Here is a 24,285-nt window from a genome sequence, read left to right as displayed (position 1 = left end):
TGGAAAGACGCAAAAGCGACACAATCGCATTTGTGCTGGACATTAAATCAAGGGATCCATACGCCGTTTGCTGCAATGCGCTAAAATTTTGCCACACGGCAATTTGCCTTCTTTCACAGACAATCCAAGGGAAACACATGAAGTGGCTAATTGAGCGCAAGCTCTCCACCAAGCTGAGCCTGGCCTTCGCGGCGGTTCTATTGCTGACGGCCATCGTCGGCATCTTCTCGATCAACCAGCTCGCCAAGGTAAAAGACACCGCGAACGACCTGTCGTCGCGCTGGATGCCGGCGATGCGCGTGATCCAGGACATCAAGTCCCAGATCGCCCGTGTCCGCACCCGTGAGCTGCAGTACATCATTTCCGACCAGGCTGCAGAGCTGGACAAGTACGACAAGGTGATCGCGAACGACCTCGTCGACCTGAAGAAGATGCAGGACGAATACGTCACCCTGATCAAGACGCCGGAAGAGCAGGCGCTGTACAGCGAATTCCTGGCATTGTGGGATCGCTACATGGCCGAGGATGCGAAACTGCGCGCGGCCGTGCGTGCTGGCGACACGGTGCTGGCGAAGCAGCTGATTCGCGGCGAATCCAATAAATTGATCGTTGCCTTGCGCGGCCAGGTGGACAAGTTGGTTAAATACTACGGCGAAGGCGGCAACGCGGCGGCAGAGTTTGGTGATCAGGTATACAATGCGTCGCGCACCTGGATCGCCGGCCTGCTGGTCATCTCGGTGCTGCTCGGTGCATTGGCTGCGCTGCTGATTACCCGCTGGCTCGTGAAGACGCTGGGCGGCGAGCCGCAGTACGCGGTGGAGCTGGCCGGCCGGATCGCGGCAGGTGAACTGAACGTGGATGTGCGCACCCAGGCGGGCGATGACAGCAGTCTGCTGTTCGCGATGAAATCGATGCGCGACAGCCTGGCCAACATCGTCGGCCAGGTACGCCACTCCACCGAAACGATCGCCAGCGCGGCACAGCAGGTGGTGGCCGGCAACGTGGACCTGTCGTCCCGTACCGAAGCACAGGCCAGCTCGCTGGAAGAAACCGCGGCATCGATGGAAGAACTGACGTCGACCGTGCGCCACAATTCCGACAGCGCGCGCCAGGCCAACGAACTGGCCGTGAGCGCGTCGGCGATCGCCGAGCAGGGCGGCCAGGTGGTGTCGCAGGTGGTCGAGCGGATGGGCTCGATCAACGAGTCGGCGAAGAAGATTTCGGACATCACCGGCGTGATCGACGGCATCGCCTTCCAGACCAATATCCTGGCGCTGAACGCGGCGGTGGAAGCTGCCCGGGCGGGCGAACAGGGCCGCGGCTTTGCCGTGGTGGCGTCGGAAGTGCGCAACCTGGCGCAACGCTCCGCCGCGGCGGCGCGCGAGATCAAGGAACTGATCGGCGATTCGGTCGACCAGGTCGAAGCCGGTACCAAGCTGGTCAACCAGGCCGGCAGCACGATGGAAGAAGTGGTGGTGAGCGTGCGCCGCGTGACCGACATCATGGGCGAGATTACCGTGGCGGGCCAGCAGCAGAGCGCCGGTATCGTGCAGGTAAACGAAGCCATTGCACAGATGGACGCCGTCACGCAACAGAACGCGGCGCTGGTGGAAGAAGCTACCGCCGCGTCGCACAGCATGCAGGATCAGGCATCCAGCCTGGCACAGCTGGTAAGTATTTTTACTCTTGATGGATTAGCAAACCATCAGTATAGTGCCGCCTCCAGTGCCCGGCGCACTGATAACAAGACGGCGCGATTGAATCGGCCGCGACAATAAGTGAACGCCGCACCTTTACCGAAGGCTCGCGGCACAGTGGCAAATCGGGGTTTGCCCTCACCAATAAGCGGTCCGGAGTGTTCGTCTCCCGGCACCGCAAGACCGAATTAAGCCGTTGCCTTACTTTTTAGATGCAACACAACTGAAGGAAATGTAATGAAAAAAACTCTAATCTCCGTTGCAGTTCTGGGCGCAATGAGCAGCGCCGCTTTTGCACAATCGAATGTAACGATCTACGGTATCGTTGACGCTGGTATCGTCGCCGAGCGCGGCGGTAAAGACGGCAACGTCACCAAGCTGTCGTCCGGCGTCGCCAATGCATCGCGCATCGGCTTCCGCGGTACCGAAGACCTGGGTGGCGGCCTGTCCGCGATCTTCACCCTGGAAACCGGCTACAAGGTCGACGACGGCCAGCTGGACAACACCAGCAACACGTTGTTCAACCGCCAGGCCTTCGTCGGCCTGCGTTCCACCACCGCTGGTACGCTGACCGTCGGCCGCCAGTACACCCCGTGGTACAACGCGCTGGCGCAAGTGGGCGACCCGTTCGCTGCCGGCCTGGCTGGTTCCGCGAAGAACCTGTTCCCGGCAAACGGCATCAACCTGCGTAACAGCAACGCTGTCGTGTACCAGACCCCGGTCTACAACGGCTTCTCCGGTGAAGTGTTCTACGGCTTCGGCGAACAGTCCGAAGCGTCGGCCGGCCGCCAGCTGAGCGCTGCCGTGTCGTACGTCAACGGCCCGCTGAACGCCCGCGTTGCCTACAACAACCGCAACAACGACACCGCTTCGACCGCTACGGCCGCAGCAGTGGAACGCGGCATTGGCCACAACAGCCTGCTGGCCGTGAACTATGACTTCCAGGTTGCCAAGGCTTACTTCATGTTCAACCGCAGCAAGGGCCTGAACAGCGTTGCTTACGCGAACAGCCAAGTGGTCAATGGCGTGAATCAGGGCGGCATCGCCTACACGACCGTGGCCGTGCCGGCATCGCGCGACAGCCGCGACGGCCTGCTGGGCGTGCAAGTGCCAGTGGCTGGCGCTGGCAAGGTCATCGCTTCGTTCATCTACAAGGATGACCGCGAAGCTGTGAACCGCGATGCCAAGCAGTGGGCGATCGGCTACATGCACGACATCTCGAAGCGCACCACCGGCTACGTGTCGTACGCGAAGATCGACAACAAGAACGGCGCAGCGTTCACCGTCGGCGGCAACAGCGACGCCGGTTCGGGCGACAGCGCGTTCAACGTGGGCGTGCGTCACGCCTTCTAAGTTGTTCGCATGACGGCGCAATTCATTCGCGCCAACAAGACCGGCCCTCGCGGGCCGGTTTTTTTTCGTGCGTTAGAATGACGCCACGTTTACTTTGCCGACTCCATTAATGAAAACAAGATCGAGCGTCGCCCTCGCATTGCTGCTGGCCTGTACCGCTGCCATGGCCGCGCCGCAGGGCGCAAAGAAAGCCACGCCGGAAAAAAGCGGCTTGCCGCGCTACGGCATGGCGGTCTATTCGGATTTGTGCGTGCAGCCCGGCGGCGAGTTCGGCGGCCAGCGCATCACGCTGCAGCGCTTTGCCGAGGTGGACACGGTGATCTACGAATACACGGCGGGTGGCCTGTCGTGGCCGGTGGTGGCGAACGACGTCAACATCGACCCGCGCGGCCGGATGATGTATTTCACGGTGCAGCCGCCGGACGAGCCGGAGCGTACGCTCAGCGGCAAGTTTTCCAGGGACGGCAACACGCTGACGCTGGATGGCGGTTATTGCGCCGACGAGTCGTTGCCGATGACCCTGCAGAAGGTGCGCGATTTCGCGCAAAAGCCGAAGGCTTGCCGCGCCTGCCCGGCCGGCAAGGAGGCGCCCGGCGAAAAGCCGGCGGCGCCAAAGTGGGAAACGTTGCCGCCGTCGCAGGGCTGACTCGGCCCTGGGCTCGCGCCGCCGATAACGTCTAGTCGGGCTGCCCGGCGCGGGCCGCCTTTTCCTTCTCGGCATTGCCGCGGATCGTCTCCAGCGTGGCGCCCGGCGTGATCAGGTTGCCGTCGTAGCGCAACTCGATCACCGCCGGCAGATTCCTTTCGCGCGTAAATGCGAGGGCGCGCTGCAGTGCCGGTGCGAACTGCGCGGTGCGCTCGACGATTTCGCCCTGACCCCCATAGGCTTGCGCCAGCGCGGCGAAGTCCGGGTTTTCCAGGTCCGTGCCCGACACCCGGCCCGGGTATGTGCGCTCCTGGTGCATGCGGATCGTGCCGAACATGCGGTTGTTGAACACGATCACGATCACACCGACGCCGTGCTGCACGGCCGTGGCCAGCTCCTGGCCATTCATCATGAATTCGCCGTCGCCGGCAAACGTGATGACCGTGCGCTGCGGATCGATGATCCGGGCAGCGACGCCGGCCGGCACGCTGTAGCCCATCGCGCCGCTGGTCGGCGCCAGCTGCGTGCGCATGCCGCCATAGCGGTGGAAGCGGTGCGCCCAGGTGGCGTAGTTGCCGGCGCCGTTCGTGATGATCACGTCGTGCGGCGCCAGCGTATCGATGTCGCGCACCACCTGCCATAAATCCAGCGGCGCCTGGCCATCCTGGAAAATGGCCGGGCGTTCCTGCCACGCGCGCAGCTCTTCCCTGGCATCGGCGACGCTGCCCACCCACGCCGGTGTGTCGATGGGCGCCATCGCGGCCAGCATCGCCGCGGCCTGCGGCATGCCGCTGGCGATCATCAGTTCGGCCTGGTAGACGCTGCCCAGTTCCTCCGTGCTGGCGTGGATATGCACCAGCCGCTGGCGCGGCAGCGGCGCCTCGATGACGGTGTAGCCGCCGGTCGTCATTTCGCCCAGGCGCGGGCCGAGGGCGATCAGCACGTCGGCTTCCTTGACGCGCGCCGCGAGCTTCGGGTTGATGCCGATGCCCACGTCGCCGACGTAGTGCGGATGATCGTTGTCCAGCAGGTCCTGGTAGCGGAAGGCGCAGGCCACCGGCAGATGGTTCGCTTCGGCGAACCGGGCGATGTCGGCGCAGGCTTGCTCCGTCCAGCCGCTGCCGCCCAGCAGCAGCAGCGGGCGCCGGGCCGTGGCCAGCATGGCGCGCAATGCGTCGATCTGCGCCTGCGACGGGCTGGCCTGCACCGGCTGATATCGGCGCGTATCCGGCACGGCGGCCTGGGCAACCAGCATGTCTTCCGGCAGGGCCAGCACCACCGGCCCCTGGCGCCCGCTGGTAGCAACCTGGAAGGCGCGCGCCAGGTACTCGGGAATGCGCTCGGCGCGGTCGATCTGCGCCACCCACTTCGCCATCTGGCCGAACATCCGGCGGTAGTCCACTTCCTGGAACGCCTCCCGGTCGATGAAGTCGCCGCCCACCTGGCCGATGAACAGGATCATCGGCGTGGAATCCTGGTAAGCCGTATGCACGCCGATCGATGCGTTGGTGGCGCCCGGCCCGCGCGTGACGAAGCAGATGCCCGGCTTGCCCGTCATCTTGCCGTAGGCGTCGGCCATGAATGCCGCGCCGCCTTCCTGGCGGTTGATCACGAAGCGGATGCCCGATTCGTGCAAGGCATCCAGCACGTCGAGATAGCTTTCGCCGGGCACGCCGAACGCGGTATCGACGCCGTGGATCTTCAACGCATCGACCAGGATCTGGCCGCCGGAACGGGATGGATGGGTCATGTGGGCCTCTTGTGGGTGATGCGGCATTCTAGAGCCGGGCCTGGCGCCGGGCTTTTGAAATGGCGACACCGATTTCCGTTTTGCGGCGCAGGTGTTCGAGCCCCGGCCGGCGATCGGGTACAATAGCGCCCGAAGCAAGCCAGACAGCCGCTGGCCGGCACAGCAATGTGTTGGCGGGAGGAAGGTCCGGACTCCACAGAGCGGGGTGACGGTTAACGGCCGTCCGCCGAAAGCCTTTCACGAGGTATAAGGCGAGGAATAGGGCCACAGAGACGAGCGTATTAAGTTACGGTGAAACGCGGTAACCTCCACCTGGTGCAATTTCAAATAGGCACGCGATGATGCTGCTCGCGGAGCGTGCGGGTAGAAAGCTTGAGCGGCGGAGTAATCCGTCGCCTAGAGGAATGGCTGTCATAGCACCGGCTTGCCGGTGCCGTAACAGAATCCGGCCTATCGGCTTGCTTCACTAAATTCGGTCATGAAGAACTACATCCTCGCCCTCGACCAGGGCACCACCAGTTCGCGCGCCATCCTGTTCGATCACGAAGGCCGCATCGGCGGCTGCGCCGCACAGGAATTCCCCCAGCATTTCCCCCGGCCCGGCTGGGTCGAGCACGACGCCGGCGATATCTGGACCAGCCAGCTCGCCGTGGCGCGCCAGGTACTGCGCGAAGCGAACGTGCGCCCGTCGCAGGTGCGCGCGATCGGCATCGCCAACCAGCGCGAGACCACCGTGCTGTGGGAGCGCGCCACCGGCCGTCCGGTGGGCCCGGCAATCGTCTGGCAGGATCGGCGCACGGCCGACCAGTGCGACGCGCTGCGCGCCGCCGGCAAGGCGGCATCGATCCGCGACCGCACCGGCCTGGAACTGGACGCCTATTTTTCCGCCACCAAGCTGGCCTGGCTGCTCGATAACGTGCCCGATGCCCGCGCCCGCGCCGAACGCGGCGAACTGTGCTTCGGCACCGTGGACAGCTGGCTCGTATTCAAGCTGTGCGGCGCCCACGTGACGGACGTGAGCAACGCGTCGCGCACGATGCTGTTCAACATCCACCTGATGCGCTGGGACGCCGACCTGCTGGCGCTGTTCGGTATCCCGGAAGCCGTGCTGCCGGAGATCGTGTCGTCCAGCGGCGAGGTCGGTGCCACGCATGCCGGCCTGTTCGGCAGCCCGATCCCGGTGGCCGGCATCGCCGGCGACCAGCAGGCCGCCACGTTCGGCCAGGCCTGCCACGTGCCGGGCATGGTCAAGAACACCTACGGCACCGGATGCTTCATGCTGATGCATGCCGGCGACCGCCCGGCGGTATCGCACCAGCGGCTGCTGTCGACCGTGGGCTGGCGCCTCCACGATGGCGCCTGCTACCTGCTCGAAGGCAGCGTGTTCATGGGCGGCGCCACCGTGCAATGGCTGCGCGACGGCCTCGGCATCATCAAACAGTCAGGCGACGTGGAAGCGCTGGCCGCGTCGGTGCCCGACAGCGGCGGCGTGATGCTGGTGCCGGCCTTCGTCGGCCTCGGCGCGCCGCACTGGGACCCGTACGCGCGCGGCACCATCGCCGGTCTCACGCGCGGCAGTACCGCCGCCCACATTGCCCGCGCCGCCGTCGAAGCCATCGCCTACCAGAGCGCGGAACTGCTGGCGGCGATGCAGCGCGACGCCGCGCACCCGGTGCTCGAAGTACGCGCCGATGGCGGCGCGGCCCGCAACGACATGCTGATGCAGTTCCAGGCCGACCTGCTGGGCGTGCCCGTGGTGCGCCCGCGCGTGACGGAAACCACCGCGCTCGGCGCCGCCTACCTGGCGGGGCTGGCCGTGCACTTCTGGGCATCGCAAGAGGAAATCGCCGCGCAGTGGCAGTGCGAGCGGCGCTTCGAGCCGGGGATGTCGGAGGACCGGCGGGGCGCCTTGCTGGACCGGTGGGGCAGGGCGGTGGAGCGGTCGCGCGGGTGGGAAGCGGGCTGAGATTTTTCCGCTTTGCGAGGCCTCAGCAAGCCTTCCAGCATCCGACGGACCACTTGAGCCGCAGTCGATGTACTCCTCTTCAGTCGTTTGTACCTGCTTGCCCGGCATCGGGTGCCGGGATCGATCCGGCTTCGGATGGCAAGTCGCGAAATCCACTTTCATCATGCTGATGAGTACTCACTCTGGCTGCAGGGCGCATGGCGCCGTACATGCTGGAGCCGGTCAGGGATCGTCTGACGGAGCGATTTCAGTACGGGCGTGCTGCTGAAAAAACCGGCGGACGCGCTCAAAGTTGTCTATACATCCTGTTTCCTCCCAGAATTTTTAGTGATCTCCCAGTCTTTCATTACAATCGCTAAACGTTGTCTTATAAACATTTTTATTACCCGCCCCCGGTAGTGCTCACTGCGCCGGGAGCCCTGCCTGTATGCGGATACAGTGTCGGGAAACCACGACAGCCCGAACCCCACAATCTCTTCCTTAAGCCGTCGCGGGCCCGCCACGCAGCCGTTGTGGTGAGGCAACATTATATTTTCCTCAAATTTTATTGTTTGCCACTTGGCAGTGTTTTGTGCTCTCCCGCAGATGAGGTAGCACATGCACTAAATAGCCTAGGTACCTGATTTGTCGACGTTTTCTGCCTTGAGACTGCTTGAACGATACGCGCTAAGTCCTTAATTTCATTAGTAAAAATCGAGTTTTACTCTTCGGAAATCGCTTGACCACTGTCGTGCCGCCCTTTAAAGTGGGCACCTGTGTGAAAAAGTGCAGTTTTGTGGGATATCGGGGCGGAAACGGCGCCACCTAATACCGACAACAGATTTATCCAAACCAGGTTCTGAAGAGAAAGTACAGCCGTGTTCCAGGGCGCTTCCGCGATCACTCTCGATGCGAAAGGCAGGATGTCCATTCCTGCCAAGCATCGTGACGCGCTGACGATCCAGTGCGAAGGTCGCCTCACGCTGACCAAGCACCCGGACGGCTGCCTGCTGATGTACCCGCGCCCCGTTTGGGAAGCCAAGCGCGACCAGATCGCTTCCTGGCCCATGTCGGCACGCGGCTGGCAGCGCATCCTGCTGGGCAATGCCAGCGACGTGGAGATGGATGCCACCGGGCGCATTCTCGTTGCGCCGGAGTTGCGCGCCGCCGTCGGGCTGGGCCGCGAAGTCATCCTGTCCGGCATGCTGACGCACTTTGAAATCTGGGACCCGGCCAAACGCGCCGAAAACGAGCAAGCCACGATCGACGTCGGCATGCCGGACACACTGTCCGATTTTTCTTTCTAAAGGCCCGCAACATGACGAACACAGCGGTGCCAGAATTCCAGCATCGTACGGTGCTATTGGACGAAGCGGTCGATGCGCTTGCCATCGCCGGCGTGCGCGCAGACGGTATCTATGTCGACGGCACGTTCGGCCGCGGCGGCCACAGCCGCCTGCTGCTGTCGCGCCTGGGGCCGAACGGCCGCCTGGTCGCGTTCGACAAGGATCCGCAGGCGATCGCCACCGCGCAAACCATCGAAGACCCGCGCTTCACCATCGTGCACGACAGTTTCGCCACGATGGCGGACGCCTTCGCCGCGCGCGGCATCGGCCAGGTCGACGGCGTACTGCTCGACCTGGGCATCTCGTCGCCGCAGGTGGACGACGCCGCGCGCGGTTTCTCATTCCGCAATGACGGGCCGCTCGACATGCGGATGGACACGACACGCGGCATCTCCGCGGCCGAATGGCTGGCCACGGAATCGGAACAGACTCTTGAAAAGGTGATCAGGGATTATGGGGAAGAACGGTTTGCTTTTCAGATTGCAAAGGCGATTGTTGCTCGCCGGGCAGTCGAACCAATTTCAAGCACACGACAGCTTGCCGGCATCGTGGCAGGCGCGGTCAAAACCCGGGAGAAGGGCAAGGATCCGGCCACAAGGACCTTTCAGGCTATCCGGATTTACATCAATCAAGAGCTTGAGGACCTCCAGGCAGGGTTGAAGCAGGCATACGACGCGCTGGCGCCAGGCGGCATCATGGCCGTCATCAGCTTCCATTCGCTGGAAGACCGCATCGTCAAGCGTTTCCTTGCCGAGCGTGCCAACGTGCCGCAGCCGGACCGCCGGCTGCCGATCCGCGCCGCCGACCTGCCGCAGCCGGAAGTGAAGCTGTTGGCCAAGATCAAGCCATCCGACCGGGAAGTGGGCGAGAACCCGCGTGCCCGCTCGGCGGTGATGCGCGTGGCGATGCGGCTCCCGGCAACGACTTCCAGACACGAGAGGCCGGCATGAGCGGCAAGCTCGCCGCCGTGCTGGCCGCGCTGCTGGTGGGCTGCGCGCTGTCGCTCGTCAACGCGCAATACCAGGCGCGCCACCTGTTCATCGAACTGGAACGGGCGCAGGCCAAGGCGCGCCAGCTCGACATCGAATGGGCCCAGCTGCAGCTGGACCAGTCGACGCTGGGCAAGCACGCCCGCATCGAGGAAATCGCGCACGGTGACCTGGGCATGACCCAGCTCACGCCGGCGCGCACGCAATACCTGACCGAGGGCGAACAATGAGCCGCTCGAACGCCGCAAGCTCCCGCGTGGCCGCCTCGAAAGGCGTGTCGTTCTCCAAGAGCCCAGTGCTCGCGGTGCGGCTGCCTACCTGGCGTTCGCGGGTGGTGCTGTTCGTGCTGTTCGCCGCGTTCGCCGCGCTGGCAGTGCGCGCGCTGTGGCTGCAGGGCCTGTCCACCCAGTTCCTGCAGAAGCAGGGCGAGATCCGCTACGCGCGCACCATCGAGCTGCCGGCCACGCGCGGCAAGATCATGGACCGCAACGGCCAGGTGCTGGCCTCGTCGGTGCCCGTCAAGGCCATCTGGGCAATTCCGGACGACGTGCTGCAGGCGCCGCCCGAAAAGCTCCGCGCGCTGGCCGGCCTGCTCGACATGAGCGAGGCCGAGCTGCGCAAGAAACTCGACTCCGACCGCAACTTCGTTTACCTGAAGCGGCAGGTCGAGCAGGAAATCGCCGACAAGATCGCCCATCTGAAGATCGACGGCATCGACACCCGCAAGGAATACAAGCGCTTCTACCCGCAGGGCGAAGTGATGACGCACGTGGTCGGCTTCACCAACGTGGAAGACGTGGGCCAGGAATCGATGGAGCTGGCGCACCAGAAAACGCTGGTGGGCCAGCCCGGCACGCGCCGCGTGATCAAGGACCGCCTGGGCCACATCGTCGAGGACATCGGCGCCAAGCACGAGCCGCACGACGGCAAGGACCTGGTGCTGTCGGTCGATTCGAAGATCCAGTACATCGCCTTCACGCAGCTGAAGGCCGCGGTCGAGAAATTCGCGGCCAAGGCCGGCGCCGCCGTGGTGCTGGACGTGCACACCGGCGAGGTGCTGGCGCTGGCGAACTATCCCAGCTACGACCCGAACGACCGCCGCAAGCTCACCGGCGCGCAGCTGCGCAACCGCGTGATGACCGATTCGTTCGAACCGGGTTCCACGCTGAAGGCGATTACCGTGGCGCTCGCGCTGGACAAGGGCGTGGTCACGCCCTACACCCATATCGACACCGGCAACGGCCGCCTGACGATCAAGGACCGCACGATCAGCGACACCAAGCCGCACCACGTGATCACCGTGCAGCAGGTGATGGAAATGTCGTCCAATATCGGCACCTCGAAGATCGCGCTGTCGATGCCGCCGCAGGACATGTGGGAGATGTTTACCAAGGTCGGTTTTGGCCAGCAGCCGAAGTGGGGCTTCCCCGGCGCAGTCGCCGGCCGCGTGCGCCCCTACAAGAACTGGCGGCCGATCGAACAGGCCACGATGAGCTACGGTAACGGCATTTCTGTATCGCTGATCCAGCTGGCCCGCTCGTACCTGATGTTTGCACGCGACGGCGACACGATCCCGCTGACCTTCCAGAAAAGCCACGAGCTGCCGCAGGGCCAGCAGATCATCAAGTCGCAGACCGCGCGCCAGATGCGCGAGATGCTGGAGATGGTCGTCACCGGCAAGGACGGTACCGCCAAGCAGGCCCAGATTCCGGGCTACCGCGTGGGCGGCAAGACCGGTACCGCCTACAAGGTGGAAAACGGCCGCTATCCGATCCCGCGCAAGTACATCGGCTCCTTCGTGGGCATCGTGCCGCTGTCGGCGCCGCGCTTCGTGATCGCGGTGATGATCGACGAGCCGACCCAGGGCGGCAGGTTCGGCGGCCAGGTGGCGGCTCCCACTTTCGCCAAGGTCGCGGAAAACGCGCTGCGGGCCATGAACGTGCCTCCCGATTCCACCGTGACGGAAATCGTGGCTCCGACGAGCAACGACGGGGAGGCCATGTAATGACGGACATGAACAATAACGACGACATCAACCAGATCCGCGGCTGGATCATGCAGGCCGCGCCGAACGGCCAGCTGGCCTCGGACTCGCGCCGCATCAAGCCGGGCGACGTATTCTTCGCCTACCCGGGCGACGCCGGTGACGGCCGCAACTATATAGAGGTGGCGATCGAGCAGGGCGCCGCGGCGGTCCTGTACGACCCGCAGGGATTCGCATGGAAGCCGGAATGGCGCGTTGCCAGCCTGCCGGTGGCAATGCTGAAGCAGCTGGCCGGCCCGATCGCGCACGCCGTGTACGGCATGCCGGATGCCGGCATGTTCACCGTCGGCATCACCGGCACGAACGGCAAGACATCGTCGGCCGTGTGGCTGGGCCATGCATTGTCGCGCGCCGGCGAAACCGCGGCCGTCATCGGCACGCTGGGCGTCGGCCTGTTCTATGGCCGAACCAACGGGCGTGCGGAGCCCGAATTCCTGGCCACCGGCTACACCACGCCGGACCAGGTGCTGCTGGCGCGCACGCTGGACGAGTGCCGCGCCGCCGGCGCACGCGCGCTGGCGATCGAGGTGTCGTCGATCGGCCTCGAACAGGGCCGCGTGGCGGGCATGCATTTCGACGTCGCCGTGTTCACCAACCTGACGCGCGACCATCTGGATTTCCATGGTTCGATGGAAGCCTACGAAGCGGCCAAGCAGAAGCTGTTCGCCTGGCCGGGGCTGAAGGCCGCCGTGATCAACCTGGACGATCCGGCCGGCGCGCGCATGGCTGCACGGATGACCGGCGCCCAGGTGATCGGCTATACGTTGAGGAACGACATCGACCTGGCCGCGTTGCCAGGCGTCTCCGTGCTGCGTGCCAGCCAGGTCCGCAGCCGCAGCGCCGGCACCGAGTTCCACCTCGACTCGCCCTACGGCGCCGCCCAGGTGAAGACGCAACTGGTGGGCGCGTTCAACGTCAGCAACGCACTCGGCGTGCTGGGCGCGCTGCTGGCGAAAGGCATGCCGCTGCGTGCCGCCGTCGACGCGATCGAAGCGCTCGTGCCGGCGCCGGGCCGCATGCAGCTGGTCGGCGGCAACGATGCGCCGATGGTCGTCATCGACTATGCCCACACGCCCGATGCGCTGGAAAAAACCATCGAGGCGCTGCGCCCGGTGGCCACCGACCGCGGCGGCCAGCTGTGGTGCGTGTTCGGCTGCGGCGGCGACCGCGACCCGGGCAAGCGCCCGCAGATGGGCCGCATCGCGCAGGCGGCGGACCACGTGCTCGTTACCAGTGACAACCCGCGCAGCGAAGATCCGCACGCGATCATCGCGCAGATCGTGGCCGGCATGGATGCCGGCCGGCCCGCCCAGGCGATCGAGGACCGTGCCGCCGCGATCCTTTCCGCGGTCAAGCACGCGGCGAAGAGCGACGTGATCCTGGTAGCCGGCAAGGGCCATGAACCGTACCAGGAAATCAAGGGCAAGAAGTTGCCGTTTTCCGATGCCGATCACGCCCAGCTGGCGCTGACGGCCCGACTGACGATGATGAGGTCGAACTGATGCGCGCTACGCTCCACGAGATCCTTGGCGCACTCTCCGGCGCGCGCCTGCAGGGCGAGCCCGGCAGCGAGGCGATCGCCTTTGATGGCGTGTCGACCGACAGCCGTACCGTGGCGCCGGGCGCGCTGTTCGTCGCGCTGCGCGGCGAGCATTTCGACGCCCACGATTTCCTGCCGCAGGTGGCGCACAACGCGGCCGCCGTCGTCGTCGAGAGCCTGCCGGAAGGCTGGACCTCGCCGGCCATCGTGGTTCCCGACACGCTGGCGGCGCTGGGCCAGATCGCCCGCTGGTGGCGCAGCCAGTTCGACCTGCCGGTGATCGGTGTCACCGGCAGCAACGGCAAGACGACCGTCAAGGAAATGATCGCCGCCATCCTGGCCGCCGCGCATGGCGAGGAAGACCGGCTGGCGACGCGCGGCAACCTGAATAACGAGATCGGCGTGCCGCTCACGCTGTTCCGCCTGGCCTCGCATCATTCCTCCGCCGTGATCGAACTGGGCATGAACCATCCGGGCGAGATCGGCCGGCTGGCGCATATTGCCGCGCCGACCATCGCACTGGTCAACAACGCGCAGCGCGAGCACCAGGAGTTCATGCACACGGTGGAAGCCGTGGCGCGCGAGAACGGTTCCGTGCTGGCCGCGCTGCCGGCCGACGGTACGGCGGTGTTCCCGTCGCACGATGAATTCACGCCGGTCTGGCGCGAGCTCGCCGGCAGCCGCCGCACGATCACCTTCGGCCTGACCAAGGAGGCCGATGTGAGTTGCACGTTCCGCCCGGCGGATTTCGGCAACCAGATGTTCGTGTCGATCCGCTGCAGCGATGGCGAACTGGTCCAGTTCTATGTCGCCCTGCAGGCAGCCGGCGAGCACAACGTGCGCAACGCGCTGGCCGCCATCGCCTGCACGGCCGCAGCCGGTATTTCGTTCGACCGCGTCAAGGCGGGGCTGGACAGCTTCGCGCCGGTCAGCGGCCGCCTGCAGTGCAAGCGGGCCGCCAGCGGTGCCACCGTGATCGACGATACGTACAACGCCAACCCCGACTCGGTACGCGCCGCGATCGACGTGCTGACAAACAGCCCGGCGCCGCGCGTGCTGGTGCTGGGCGACATGGGTGAAGTGGGCACCCAGGGCAAGGAGTTCCACGAAGAGATCGCCGCCTACGCGGCACAGAAGGGCATCGAACAGGTGCTCGTGACGGGCGAGCTGGCAAGGCATATGAGCATGCCGGGTGCCGATGCGGTCCGTCATTTCGAACAGTTCGACGCATTGCTCGCGGCAGTCGACGCGGCAGTGACGCCGGACACCACGGTGTTGATCAAGGGCTCCCGTTTCATGAAGATGGAGCGGGTCGTGCAGCATTTGATTGGATCGCAACAAGCTAACAAGGAAACCCACTGATCATGCTGCTTTGGCTCGCCCAGTACCTGCAGGACGATATCGGCGCATTCCGCGTCTTTACCTTCATTACATTCCGCGCCGTGTTCGCCACGATCACGGCGCTGGTGATCGGCCTCGTCGCCGGTCCCGCCGTGATCCGCAAACTGACCGCGATGAAGTACGGCCAGGCCGTGCGTACCGACGGTCCGCAGACGCACCTGAAAAAACACGGCACGCCGACCATGGGCGGCGTGCTGATCCTGATCGCGATCGGCGTTTCCACGCTGCTGTGGTGCGACTGGTCGAACCGGCTGATCTGGCCCGTCATCGTCGTCACGCTGGGCTTCGGCGCCGTGGGCTGGGTGGACGACTACCGGAAAGTGGTCAGGCAGGACCCGGAGGGCATGCGCTCGGCCGAAAAATATTTCTGGCAGTCGCTGGTCGGCGTGGCCGCCGCGCTGTACCTGGCGTTCTCCGTGTCGGCGCCGACGCCGGCCGAAGTGTTCTCGCTGTTCTTCAACTGGGTGCAGTCCGGCTTTTCGATGGACCTGCCGCCGAAGGCCGACCTGATCGTGCCGTTCTTCAAGACCATCAGCTATCCGCTGGGCGTGTGGGGCTTCATCGCACTGACCTATTGCGTGATCGTCGGTTCGTCGAACGCCGTCAACTTCACCGATGGCCTGGATGGCCTGGCCATCATGCCGACCGTGATGGTCGGCTCCGCGCTCGGCCTGTTTGCGTATCTCACCGGCAGCGCCACCTATTCGAAATACCTGTTCATCCCGCATATTCCGGGGGCGGGGGAGCTGATCATCTTCGTCGGCGCGATGGCTGGCGCGGGCCTGGCCTTCCTTTGGTACAACACGCATCCCGCGCAGGTATTCATGGGCGACGTCGGCGCGCTGGCGCTGGGCGGCGCGCTGGGCACCATCGCCGTCATCGTGCGCCAGGAAATCGTGCTGTTCATCATGGGCGGCATCTTCGTCGCCGAAACCATCTCGGTGATCATCCAGGTGGCATGGTTCAAGTACACCAAGAAACGCTACGGCCAGGGCCGCCGCGTCTTCCTGATGGCGCCGCTGCACCATCACTTCGAACAAAAGGGCTGGAAGGAAACCCAGGTAGTGGTGCGTTTCTGGATCGTGACCATGATGCTGGTGCTGGTGGGTCTTTCGACCCTCAAACTGCGATAACGGGCGACGAGCGACGATGATCTACAACGGCAAAATCGCGTTGGTGCTGGGCCTTGGCGAATCGGGCCTGGCAATGGCGCAGTGGCTCGCCCGCTGCGGCGCGCTGCTGCGCGTGGCCGATACGCGCGCCGTGCCGGAACGCCTGCCCGCGCTGCGCGAAACGGTGCCCGGCACGCAGTTCATCTCCGGCCCGTTCGATGCCGCGCTGCTCGACGGCGTGGACTTCGTCGCCGTCAGCCCCGGCCTGGCGCCGGACCGCGAGCTGTCGCAAATCCTGCCTGCCGCGCAGCAGAAAAACATCCCGGTCTGGGGAGAGATCGAACTGTTCGCCCAGGCGCTGGCCTGGCTGAAGACCGACCGTGCCTACGCACCGAAAGTCATCGCGATCACCGGCACCAACGGCAAGACCACCGTCACCACGCTGACCGGCCAGCTGTGCGAGCGCGCCGGCCTGTCGGTGAAGGTGGCCGGCAACATCAGTCCGGCCGCGCTGGACGTGCTGCGTGAAGCGATGGATGCGGAGGCGCTGCCGCAGGCCTGGGTACTGGAACTGTCCAGCTTCCAGCTGCACACCACGTATTCGCTGCAGGCCGACGCCGCCACGGTACTGAACCTGACGCAGGATCACCTCGACTGGCACGGCAGCATGGAAGCCTATGCGGCGGACAAGGCGCGCATCTTCGGCGAGCACACCGTGCGCGTGCTCAATCGCGACGACGCCTGGACGATGCGGATGGCCAATCCGGTCGGCACCAGCGTTACCTTCGGTAGCGGCGAGCCCGAGGGCCTGCACGGCTTTGGCCTCGTCAACGAACGGGGCGTGTGGTGGCTCGCCACCGCGGAGCCGACGGACGATGCCGAGCCGGTAAAGAAGCGCCGCAAGAACGAGCCGGTGCCGGCGGTCGAGACTTACGTGAAAAAGCTGATGCCGGCGGATGCATTGCAGATCCGCGGCACGCACAACGCGACGAACGCCTTGGCGGCGCTGGCGCTGTGCCGCGCGATCGGCCTGCCGTTCGCGCCGCTGCTGCATGGCCTGCGCGACTATCGCGGCCAGCCGCACCGCGTGGAACTGGTTGCCTCGATCAACGGCGTCGAGTTCTACGACGACAGCAAGGGCACCAACGTGGGCGCCACCGTGGCAGCCATCGACGGCCTGGGCAAGAGTTTCGGCGGCGAAGCGCAAAAGATCGTGCTGATCGCCGGCGGCGACGGCAAGGGGCAGGAATTCGATCCGCTGGCCGGCCCGGTGTCGCGCTACGTGCGCGCCGTGGTGCTGATCGGCCGCGATGCCCCCGCCATTCGCGCCGCGCTGGCCGGTACCGGCGTACGGCTGGAAGATTTCGCCACGCTGGAAGAGGCGACCGGCAGCGCCGCCGCGATGGCGCTCAGCGGCGATTGCGTGCTGCTGTCGCCCGCCTGCGCCAGCCTGGACATGTTCAAGAACTATGCGCACCGCGCCCAGGTGTTCGTCGACACCGTGCGTGGCATCGCGCTCGATGCTGGGCAGGAGATCTGATGGCCTTCCAGCTGCCCTTCAAGTTTTCCGGTGGCGGATCGGCCACGCCGATCGACATCCGCTCGCGCCAGTCGCGCATGATGGAGTACGACAAGCCGCTGCTGTGGGTGATCGTGCTGCTGCTGCTGCTCGGCATGGTGATGGTGTATTCGGCATCGATCGCGCTGCCCGACTCGCGCAAGTACGCCTCGTACGACAATGCGTATTTCCTGACGCGCCAGGCCACGTTCATCGCGATTTCCGCCGTGGTGGCCTTCGTTGCGTTCCGCATTCCCGTCGCTACCTGGCAGCGCTGGGCGCCATACCTGTTCCTCGGCACGATGTTCCTGCTGGTGCTGGTGCTGATCCCGGGCGTGGGCGTGGTGGTGAACGGCGGACGGCGCTGGCTGTCGCTGAAGATCTACAACCTGCAGCCTTCCGAGCTGATGAAACTGTTCATCGTGCTGTACGCCGCCGACTACACGGTGCGCAAGCAGGAATACATGCACAAGCTGACCAAGGGCTTCCTGCCGATGGCAATGGCGGTCAGCGTGGTCGGCCTGCTGCTGCTGCTCGAGCCCGACCTGGGCGCCTTCGGCGTGATCGTCTGCATCGCGATGGGCATCCTGTTCCTCGGCGGCGTGAACGCGATCTGGTTCGGCGGCATCGCCGGCATGCTGGTCACGGTGTTCGTGTCGATCATCGCGCTGTCGAAATTCCGGCGCGAGCGCTTCTTCGCCTACCTCAATCCGTGGGACGAAGCCAATGCACTGGACAAGGGCTACCAGCTGACGCATTCGCTGATCGCGTTCGGCCGCGGCGAGATCTTCGGCGTGGGCCTGGGCGGCAGCGTGGAAAAACTGCACTACCTGCCGGAAGCGCATACCGACTTTCTGTTGGCCGTGATCGGCGAGGAATTGGGGCTGGTCGGCGTGCTCGCTGTCATCGGAATGTTCTACTGGATCGTTAAACGCGCTTTCGAGATCGGCCGCCAGGCGATCGCCATCGAGCAGACCTTCGCGGGCCTGGTCGCCAAGGGCATCGGCATCTGGATCGGCATTCAGACATTCATCAACATGGGCGTTAATCTGGGGCTGCTGCCCACCAAGGGACTGACCTTGCCGCTGATGAGCTATGGCGGCACGGGGGTGCTCGTCAACTGCCTCGGCCTGGCGATCCTGCTGCGCATCGACTACGAAAACCGGGTACTGATGCGGGGCGGACGCACATGAGGACGCCGACGAATGCGCCAACGAATGCGCCAACGAATACGCCAATGAGAAAGCTCGTCATCATGGCGGCCGGCACCGGCGGCCATATCTTCCCCGGCCTGGCGATCGCGCAGACGATGCGCGCGCGCGGCTGGGACGTGAGCTGGCTGGGCACGTCGCACGGCATGGAGGGCGACCTGGTGCCGAAGGCCGGCGTGGCGATGGACACCATCCATTTTTCCGGCATGCGCGGCAAGGGCCTGGGCCACACGGTGACCGGCGGCCTGAAGATGCTGAAGGCCTTCTGGGATTGCTACGGCATCATCGGCCGCCGCAAGCCGGCCGTGGTGCTGGGCATGGGCGGCTATGTGACGGTGCCGGGCGGGATGATGACCAAGCTGCGCGGCGTGCCGCTGGTGCTGGTCAATGCCGATGCGGCGCTGCTGCTGTCGAACAGGACGCTGGCACCGGTGGCATCGAAGGTGTGTTTCGGCTTCCCGGCGGACTTCGGCCGCGCGGCCGGCAAGGCGGTCGTTACCGGCAACCCGGTGCGCAGGGAGATCCTCGACCTGCCGGCGCCCGAGCAGCGCTTCGCCGGCCGCGAGGGGCCGCTGCGCATTCTCGTCGTCGGCGGCAGCCTGGGCGCGAAGGCGCTCAACGATGCGCTGCCGGCCGCGCTGGCCCTGCTGCCGGAAGGCGATCGTCCGCTGGTCACGCACCAGTCGGGCAAGAAGAACATCGATGCGCTGCGGGCCGGCTACGCGCAGGCGGGCGTGCAGGCCAGTGTCGTCGATTTCATCGACGACATGGCCAGCGCCTATGCGCAGGCCGACGTGGTGATCTGCCGCGCCGGCGCCATCACCGTGTCGGAACTGACGGCGGCCGGCGTGGCCAGCGTGCTGGTGCCGCTGGTGGCGTCGACCACCAGCCACCAGCGCGACAACGCGCGCTGGATGGCGCAGCAGAACGCGGCGATCCACATGCCGCAGACCGAACTGACCGCGCAGGCACTGGCGACGCTGCTGCAGACGCTGACTCGCAACGCCTGCCGCGGCATGGCTGTTTCGGCGCACGCGGTGGGCAAGCGCGACGCGAACGAGGCGATCGCGAACGTACTCGAACAACTGGCATAACCGAAATAACCGACATAACCGGCAGAACACGGACGAACGCAAACATGCAACACAAGGTCAAGAACATTCACTTCGTCGGCATCGGCGGCAGCGGCATGAGCGGCATTGCCGAGGTGCTGGTCACGCTCGGCTACAACGTCAGCGGCTCGGACCTGGGCAGCTCGGCTGTCACCCAGCGCCTGGCCGGCATGGGTGCAACGGTGTTCCAGGGCCACGCGGCCGAGTACATCGGCGCGGCCGACGCGGTCGTCACGTCCACCGCCGTGGCGGCGGACAATCCGGAAGTGCTCGCCGCGCGCGCGAAAAAGATCCCGATCGTGCCGCGCGCCGTGATGCTGGGCGAGCTGATGCGCCTGAAACGGGGCATCGCGATCGCCGGCACGCACGGCAAGACCACGACCACCTCGCTGGTCGCTTCCGTGCTGTACCAGGGCGGCCTGGACCCCACGTTCGTGATCGGCGGCCGGCTGACCGCGGCCGGCGCCAACGCCAAGCTGGGTTCCGGCGAATACCTGGTGGCCGAGGCCGACGAATCGGATGCCTCGTTCCTGAACCTGGCACCGATGATCGAGGTGATCACCAACATCGATGCCGATCACATGGACACGTACGAGCACGACTTCGAGAAGCTGAAGCAGGCCTTCGTGCACTTCACGCACCGTCTGCCGTTCTACGGCCGCGCGATGCTGTGCATCGACGACCCGCACGTGCGCAGCATCCTGCCGCAGGTGACCAAGCCGGTCACCACCTACGGTTTCGCGGAAGATGCCGAAGTGCGCGCGATCAACGCCCGGGCGGTCGGCACGCAGATGCACTTCACGGTGCTGCAGGAAGGTTTCCCCGACCTCGACGTGGTGCTGAACCAGCCCGGCATGCACAATGTGCAGAACGCCTGCTCGGCCGTGGCCATTGCACGCGAGATCGGTATCGAGGACAGCGCCACCCAGGCCGGCCTGGCCGGTTTCGCCGGCGTGGGCCGCCGGTTTACCAGGTACGGCGAGGTGGCGATCCAGGGCGGCGGCACCTTCACGCTGGTGGACGATTTCGGTCATCACCCCGTGGAAACGGAAGTGACGCTGGCCGCCGCGCGCGCCGCGTATCCGGGGCGCCGCCTGGTGCTGGCGTTCCAGCCGCACCGCTATACCCGCACGCGCGACCTGTTCGAGGATTTCGCCCGCGTACTGTCGGTGGTCGACCTGCTGGTGCTGGTGGAGGTGTACCCGGCCGGCGAAGCGCCGATCGTGGGTGCCGACGGCCGCGCGCTGGTGCGCGCGATCCGGGCGCGCGGCAAGACCGAGCCGGTGTTCGTCGAGACCATCGGCGAGGTACCGGAAACGATCATGAACCTGGTGCGCGATGGCGATGTGGTGCTGACGATGGGCGCCGGCTCGATCAGCGGCGTTCCGGCAAAGCTGCTTAATTACACGGTATGAACTTACACGGCATGAACTACAGGGCATGAACATGAGCACGGGTATCACGAAAGAAGAAGCGCAATCGTTCGGCAAGGTCGGCGTGCTGTTCGGCGGCCGCTCGGCGGAACGCGACGTGTCCATCATGTCCGGCACGGGCGTGCTGGAGGCGCTGCGCAGCCAGGGCATCGACGCGCATCCGTTCGACCCCGGCCAGCGTTCACTGGCCGAGCTGGCGGCGGAGAAATTCGACCGCGTCTTCATCGCGCTGCACGGCCGCTACGGCGAGGACGGCACGCTGCAGGGCGCGCTGGAACTGCTGGGCATTCCGTACACGGGCAGCGGCGTGATGGCCAGCTCGGTGGCGATGGACAAGATCACCACCAAGATCCTGTGGCTGAAAGCCGGCCTGCCGACGCCTGATTTCGCGGTGCTGGACGATGCCTCCGACCTGGCGGGCGTGGCGGCACGACTGGGCCTGCCGCTGATCGTGAAGCCGCCGCACGAAGGTTCGTCGATCGGCTTCTCGAAAGTCGAGGCGGTCGAACAGTTCGGCGCGGCGTATGAAAAATGCGCGCCGCTGGACGATTCGGTGCTGGCCGAATCGTTCGTCTCCGGCCGCGAGTTCACCGTGGCGGTGCTGGGCACCGGCGCCGGTGCGCGCGCGCTGCCGGTGGTGGAAATCGTGGCGCCGAAGGGCAACTACGATTACCAGAACAAGTATTTCACGGACGACGTGCAGTACTTCTGCCCGCCGCAGCTCGACGAAGCGATCCAGGCCGAGATGCGGCGCATCGCCGTGGACGCCTACCGCACGCTGGGTTGCGAGGGCTGGGCACGGGTGGACGTGCTGCTGCGCGACAGCGACAACCGGCCGTTCCTGCTGGAAGCGAATACGTCGCCCGGCATGACGAGCCACTCGCTGGTGCCGATGGCGGCGCGCGCCGAAGGCATGTCGTACGAGGCGCTGTGCGTGGAAATCCTGCGCAGCGCGCGTTTGAAGATCAAGGGATAACAGGCGATGTGGCACGACGCAAAAGCACTGAACGCAACCGCCAGCGGCATCTTCGCGCTGGTGCTTGCCGTTTGCGTCGCCGCCGGCGTCTGGTGGATCGCGCACCGGCCGATCTTCGACCTGCGCACGATCCGTGTCGAGGCGATCGAGCAAGCTGACCTGCGCCACGTCAACCTGCTGACGCTGAAGAACGGTACGCAGGGCCGCATCCCGGGCAACTTCTTCACGGCGAACCTCGACCAGGTGCGCCAGGTGTTCGAATCGGTGCCCTGGGTGCGGCGCGCCACGGTGCGGCGCGAATGGCCGAACCAGCTGATCGTGGAAGTGGAAGAGCACGAGGCGCTGGGCACCTGGGGCGAGGATGGTCGGCTGCTGTCGGTGAAGGGCGATGTGTTCACTGCCAACCTGGCCGAGGCAGAAGAGGATCACGAACTGCCGCAGTTCTCCGGCCCGGACGGCAGCGAAAAGGAAGTGCTGTCGCGCTACGCCGAGCTGCGCAAGTGGTTTGCGCCGGCCAGGCTGGTGCCGGCCGGCCTGGCGCTGTCGAGCCGCTATGCGTGGACTGTGACGCTGGAAAACGGCGCCAGCGTGGCGCTGGGCCGCGAACAGACGCCGACGATGCTGAAGGACCGCGTGGCGCGGCTGGTATCGGTGTGGCCGCAGCTGGCCGCGCGCGTGCCGGATATCGAGACGATCGACATGCGCTACCAGAACGGGCTGGCGCTGTCGGCGGCGGGCCTGAAGATACCGGCCGAAAAAGTGAAGAAATAGCGCAATACAGGCTGAAGAAAAATCAAAAGAACAGGCCGCAACGGGCCGAGCAGAGCGAAACGAATTTAACGAGCAAATAATGACTAAAGACGCGAAAAACCTGATCGTCGGCCTCGACATCGGCACCTCGAAGGTGGTGGCCGTGGTGGCCGAAGTGATGGGCGATGGCCGCCATGAAGTGATCGGGCTGGGGCAGCACGAATCGAAGGGCCTCAAGAAGGGCGTGGTGGTCAACATCGAAGCGACCGTGGAATCCATCCAGCGCGCCCTCGAGGAAGCCGAGCTGATGGCCGACTGCAAGATCCGCAATGTGTATGCGGGCATTGCGGGCAGCCATATCCGCAGCTTCAATTCGAGCGGCATGGTGGCGATCAAGGAAAAGGAAGTCACGGCCACCGACGTGGCGCGCGTCATCGAAACGGCGAAGGCCGTTAACATCCCTACTGATCAGCAGCTGCTGCACACGGTGCCGCAGGAATTCATCGTCGACAGCCAGGAAGACGTGCGCGAGCCGATCGGCATGAGCGGCATCCGGCTCGAAGTAAAAGTACATATCGTTACCGGCGCGGTGAGCGCCGTGCAGAACATCGTCAAGTGCGTGCGGCGCTGCGGGCTCGAGGTCTCCGACCTGATCCTGCAGCCGATGGCATCCGCGGATGCCGTGCTCACGCCGGACGAAAAAGAATTAGGTGTAGTGCTGATCGATATCGGCGGCGGCACCACCGACGTTGCAGTGTTCTCGGACGGCGCGATCCGCCATACGGCAGTGATCCCGATCGCCGGTGACCAGATCACCAACGACATCGCGATGGCCTTGCGGACGCCCACGTCCGAAGCGGAAGAAATCAAGATCCGCTACGGCGTGGCAAAGCAGGTACTGGCAGATCCGGGGGAACACCTGGAAGTGCCGGGCCTGGGCGACCGCGGCCCCCGCAACCTGTCCCGCCAGGCGCTGGCTGCCGTCATCGAGCCGCGCGTGGAGGAATTGTTCGCCATGGTGCACCAGGTCGTGCGCGAGTCCGGATACGAGGGCGTGCTCTCGTCCGGCATCGTGCTGACCGGCGGCTCCTCGATCATGCCTGGCATGGTCGAAATGGCGGAGGACATCTTCCTGAAACCGGCGCGCCTCGGCACGCCGGACTATCGCGGCCAGCTGGCCGACGTGGTGCGCAGCCCCCGCTACGCCACCGTGCTCGGCCTCCTGCTGGAAGCGAAGAAGCAGTATTTGCGCGGGCATATCGTGACGCGCCAGGACGGGTCCGTGAAGGCGGTCTGGCAACGCATGAAGGAATGGTTCCTCGGGAACTTCTGAGGGGGGAGTCTTGCGGGCCCGCCGCGTTTCGCGACGGCCTGCAATGCACCCAAAACGGTAACAACAGGGTAAACTATTTTTATATATAC

General features: G+C 65.2%; 19 protein-coding genes and 1 other RNA gene. 19 read left to right on the top strand and 1 reads right to left on the bottom strand.

Annotation, left to right across the window (positions count from 1 at the left end):
- Positions 1 to 137: 137 nt before the first annotated feature.
- From ACY34H_RS19370 to ACY34H_RS19360, 3 genes are all read left to right on the top strand, one after another.
- Complete coding sequence (locus ACY34H_RS19370; RefSeq protein ID WP_464979096.1) at positions 138 to 1,778, top strand: methyl-accepting chemotaxis protein; 1,641 nt, start codon at positions 138 to 140, stop codon at positions 1,776 to 1,778.
- Between the two features lie 156 nt (positions 1,779 to 1,934).
- Positions 1,935 to 3,050 carry a porin gene (locus ACY34H_RS19365; RefSeq protein ID WP_464979095.1) on the top strand — a complete coding sequence of 372 codons (1,116 nt, stop codon included), beginning with the start codon at positions 1,935 to 1,937 and terminating at the stop codon, positions 3,048 to 3,050.
- 109 nt (positions 3,051 to 3,159) lie between these two features.
- Positions 3,160 to 3,696 carry a hypothetical protein gene (locus tag ACY34H_RS19360; RefSeq protein WP_464979094.1) on the top strand — a complete coding sequence of 179 codons (537 nt, stop codon included), beginning with the start codon at positions 3,160 to 3,162 and terminating at the stop codon, positions 3,694 to 3,696.
- A gap of 31 nt (positions 3,697 to 3,727) precedes the next feature.
- Here ACY34H_RS19360 and ACY34H_RS19355 read toward each other — a convergent pair whose 3' ends face one another.
- Positions 3,728 to 5,446, bottom strand: coding sequence for a thiamine pyrophosphate-binding protein (locus tag ACY34H_RS19355; protein WP_464979093.1), 1,719 nt, complete (start codon positions 5,444 to 5,446; stop codon positions 3,728 to 3,730).
- 131 nt (positions 5,447 to 5,577) lie between these two features.
- Here ACY34H_RS19355 and rnpB point away from each other — a divergent pair.
- The 16 genes from rnpB (at position 5,578) to ftsA (ending at position 24,196) form a co-directional block, all read left to right on the top strand.
- Positions 5,578 to 5,915: RNase P RNA component class A (rnpB, locus tag ACY34H_RS19350), an RNA gene on the top strand.
- 9 nt (positions 5,916 to 5,924) lie between these two features.
- Entirely contained in the window at positions 5,925 to 7,412 is a 1,488-nt protein-coding gene (gene glpK, locus ACY34H_RS19345; protein WP_464979092.1) for a glycerol kinase GlpK, read from the top strand.
- 857 nt (positions 7,413 to 8,269) lie between these two features.
- The gene (mraZ, locus tag ACY34H_RS19340) at positions 8,270 to 8,698 is read left to right on the top strand and encodes a division/cell wall cluster transcriptional repressor MraZ (RefSeq protein ID WP_137316218.1); all 429 of its coding nucleotides are present in this window, start codon (positions 8,270 to 8,272) and stop codon (positions 8,696 to 8,698) included.
- Between the two features lie 11 nt (positions 8,699 to 8,709).
- A complete protein-coding gene (gene rsmH / locus ACY34H_RS19335) occupies positions 8,710 to 9,687 on the top strand; it encodes a 16S rRNA (cytosine(1402)-N(4))-methyltransferase RsmH (protein ID WP_464979091.1) in 978 nt (325 codons plus the stop codon).
- Positions 9,684 to 9,956, top strand: a complete 273-nt coding sequence (ftsL, locus tag ACY34H_RS19330) for a cell division protein FtsL (RefSeq protein ID WP_464979090.1) — start codon at positions 9,684 to 9,686, stop codon at positions 9,954 to 9,956. Before rsmH ends, ftsL begins: the two co-directional genes overlap by 4 nt.
- The gene (locus tag ACY34H_RS19325) at positions 9,953 to 11,731 is read left to right on the top strand and encodes a peptidoglycan D,D-transpeptidase FtsI family protein (protein WP_464979089.1); all 1,779 of its coding nucleotides are present in this window, start codon (positions 9,953 to 9,955) and stop codon (positions 11,729 to 11,731) included. Before ftsL ends, ACY34H_RS19325 begins: the two co-directional genes overlap by 4 nt.
- Positions 11,731 to 13,272 carry a UDP-N-acetylmuramoyl-L-alanyl-D-glutamate--2,6-diaminopimelate ligase gene (locus ACY34H_RS19320; protein WP_464979088.1) on the top strand — a complete coding sequence of 514 codons (1,542 nt, stop codon included), beginning with the start codon at positions 11,731 to 11,733 and terminating at the stop codon, positions 13,270 to 13,272. Before ACY34H_RS19325 ends, ACY34H_RS19320 begins: the two co-directional genes overlap by 1 nt.
- Positions 13,272 to 14,672, top strand: coding sequence for a UDP-N-acetylmuramoyl-tripeptide--D-alanyl-D-alanine ligase (locus tag ACY34H_RS19315; protein ID WP_464979087.1), 1,401 nt, complete (start codon positions 13,272 to 13,274; stop codon positions 14,670 to 14,672). The genes ACY34H_RS19320 and ACY34H_RS19315 overlap by 1 nt, the downstream gene beginning before the upstream one ends.
- 2 nt (positions 14,673 to 14,674) lie before the next feature.
- Positions 14,675 to 15,844, top strand: coding sequence for a phospho-N-acetylmuramoyl-pentapeptide-transferase (gene mraY, locus ACY34H_RS19310; RefSeq protein ID WP_464979086.1), 1,170 nt, complete (start codon positions 14,675 to 14,677; stop codon positions 15,842 to 15,844).
- Positions 15,845 to 15,860: 16 nt separating this feature from the next.
- The gene (gene murD, locus ACY34H_RS19305) at positions 15,861 to 17,363 is read left to right on the top strand and encodes a UDP-N-acetylmuramoyl-L-alanine--D-glutamate ligase (RefSeq protein WP_464979085.1); all 1,503 of its coding nucleotides are present in this window, start codon (positions 15,861 to 15,863) and stop codon (positions 17,361 to 17,363) included.
- Positions 17,363 to 18,574, top strand: a complete 1,212-nt coding sequence (gene ftsW, locus ACY34H_RS19300) for a putative lipid II flippase FtsW (RefSeq protein ID WP_464979084.1) — start codon at positions 17,363 to 17,365, stop codon at positions 18,572 to 18,574. The genes murD and ftsW overlap by 1 nt, the downstream gene beginning before the upstream one ends.
- Before the next feature lie 44 nt (positions 18,575 to 18,618).
- Positions 18,619 to 19,686 carry an undecaprenyldiphospho-muramoylpentapeptide beta-N-acetylglucosaminyltransferase gene (gene murG / locus ACY34H_RS19295; protein ID WP_464979083.1) on the top strand — a complete coding sequence of 356 codons (1,068 nt, stop codon included), beginning with the start codon at positions 18,619 to 18,621 and terminating at the stop codon, positions 19,684 to 19,686.
- A 44-nt stretch (positions 19,687 to 19,730) separates the two neighbouring features.
- The gene (gene murC, locus ACY34H_RS19290; RefSeq protein ID WP_464979082.1) at positions 19,731 to 21,119 is read left to right on the top strand and encodes a UDP-N-acetylmuramate--L-alanine ligase; all 1,389 of its coding nucleotides are present in this window, start codon (positions 19,731 to 19,733) and stop codon (positions 21,117 to 21,119) included.
- Between the two features lie 25 nt (positions 21,120 to 21,144).
- Positions 21,145 to 22,113, top strand: coding sequence for a D-alanine--D-alanine ligase (locus ACY34H_RS19285; RefSeq protein WP_464979081.1), 969 nt, complete (start codon positions 21,145 to 21,147; stop codon positions 22,111 to 22,113).
- Positions 22,114 to 22,119: 6 nt separating this feature from the next.
- The gene (locus ACY34H_RS19280) at positions 22,120 to 22,884 is read left to right on the top strand and encodes a cell division protein FtsQ/DivIB (RefSeq protein ID WP_464979080.1); all 765 of its coding nucleotides are present in this window, start codon (positions 22,120 to 22,122) and stop codon (positions 22,882 to 22,884) included.
- A 79-nt stretch (positions 22,885 to 22,963) separates the two neighbouring features.
- A complete protein-coding gene (gene ftsA, locus ACY34H_RS19275; protein WP_131147587.1) occupies positions 22,964 to 24,196 on the top strand; it encodes a cell division protein FtsA in 1,233 nt (410 codons plus the stop codon).
- The last annotated feature ends 89 nt before the right edge of the window (positions 24,197 to 24,285 follow it).

It is taken from the genome of Pseudoduganella sp. jia 9 (assembly GCF_055502615.1).
This window is presented reverse-complemented; position numbering and strand designations above follow the sequence as displayed.

Coding starts and splice junctions, on each gene's coding strand:
- ACY34H_RS19370 (WP_464979096.1), top strand. CDS start 138: ATGAAGTGGCTAATTGAGCGCAAGCTCTCCACCAAGCTGAGCCTGGCC.
- ACY34H_RS19365 (WP_464979095.1), top strand. CDS start 1,935: ATGAAAAAAACTCTAATCTCCGTTGCAGTTCTGGGCGCAATGAGCAGC.
- ACY34H_RS19360 (WP_464979094.1), top strand. CDS start 3,160: ATGAAAACAAGATCGAGCGTCGCCCTCGCATTGCTGCTGGCCTGTACC.
- ACY34H_RS19355 (WP_464979093.1), bottom strand. CDS start 5,446: ATGACCCATCCATCCCGTTCCGGCGGCCAGATCCTGGTCGATGCGTTG.
- glpK (WP_464979092.1), top strand. CDS start 5,925: ATGAAGAACTACATCCTCGCCCTCGACCAGGGCACCACCAGTTCGCGC.
- rsmH (WP_464979091.1), top strand. CDS start 8,710: ATGACGAACACAGCGGTGCCAGAATTCCAGCATCGTACGGTGCTATTG.
- ftsL (WP_464979090.1), top strand. CDS start 9,684: ATGAGCGGCAAGCTCGCCGCCGTGCTGGCCGCGCTGCTGGTGGGCTGC.
- ACY34H_RS19325 (WP_464979089.1), top strand. CDS start 9,953: ATGAGCCGCTCGAACGCCGCAAGCTCCCGCGTGGCCGCCTCGAAAGGC.
- ACY34H_RS19320 (WP_464979088.1), top strand. CDS start 11,731: ATGACGGACATGAACAATAACGACGACATCAACCAGATCCGCGGCTGG.
- ACY34H_RS19315 (WP_464979087.1), top strand. CDS start 13,272: ATGCGCGCTACGCTCCACGAGATCCTTGGCGCACTCTCCGGCGCGCGC.
- mraY (WP_464979086.1), top strand. CDS start 14,675: ATGCTGCTTTGGCTCGCCCAGTACCTGCAGGACGATATCGGCGCATTC.
- murD (WP_464979085.1), top strand. CDS start 15,861: ATGATCTACAACGGCAAAATCGCGTTGGTGCTGGGCCTTGGCGAATCG.
- ftsW (WP_464979084.1), top strand. CDS start 17,363: ATGGCCTTCCAGCTGCCCTTCAAGTTTTCCGGTGGCGGATCGGCCACG.
- murG (WP_464979083.1), top strand. CDS start 18,619: ATGAGAAAGCTCGTCATCATGGCGGCCGGCACCGGCGGCCATATCTTC.
- murC (WP_464979082.1), top strand. CDS start 19,731: ATGCAACACAAGGTCAAGAACATTCACTTCGTCGGCATCGGCGGCAGC.
- ACY34H_RS19285 (WP_464979081.1), top strand. CDS start 21,145: ATGAACATGAGCACGGGTATCACGAAAGAAGAAGCGCAATCGTTCGGC.
- ACY34H_RS19280 (WP_464979080.1), top strand. CDS start 22,120: ATGTGGCACGACGCAAAAGCACTGAACGCAACCGCCAGCGGCATCTTC.
- ftsA (WP_131147587.1), top strand. CDS start 22,964: ATGACTAAAGACGCGAAAAACCTGATCGTCGGCCTCGACATCGGCACC.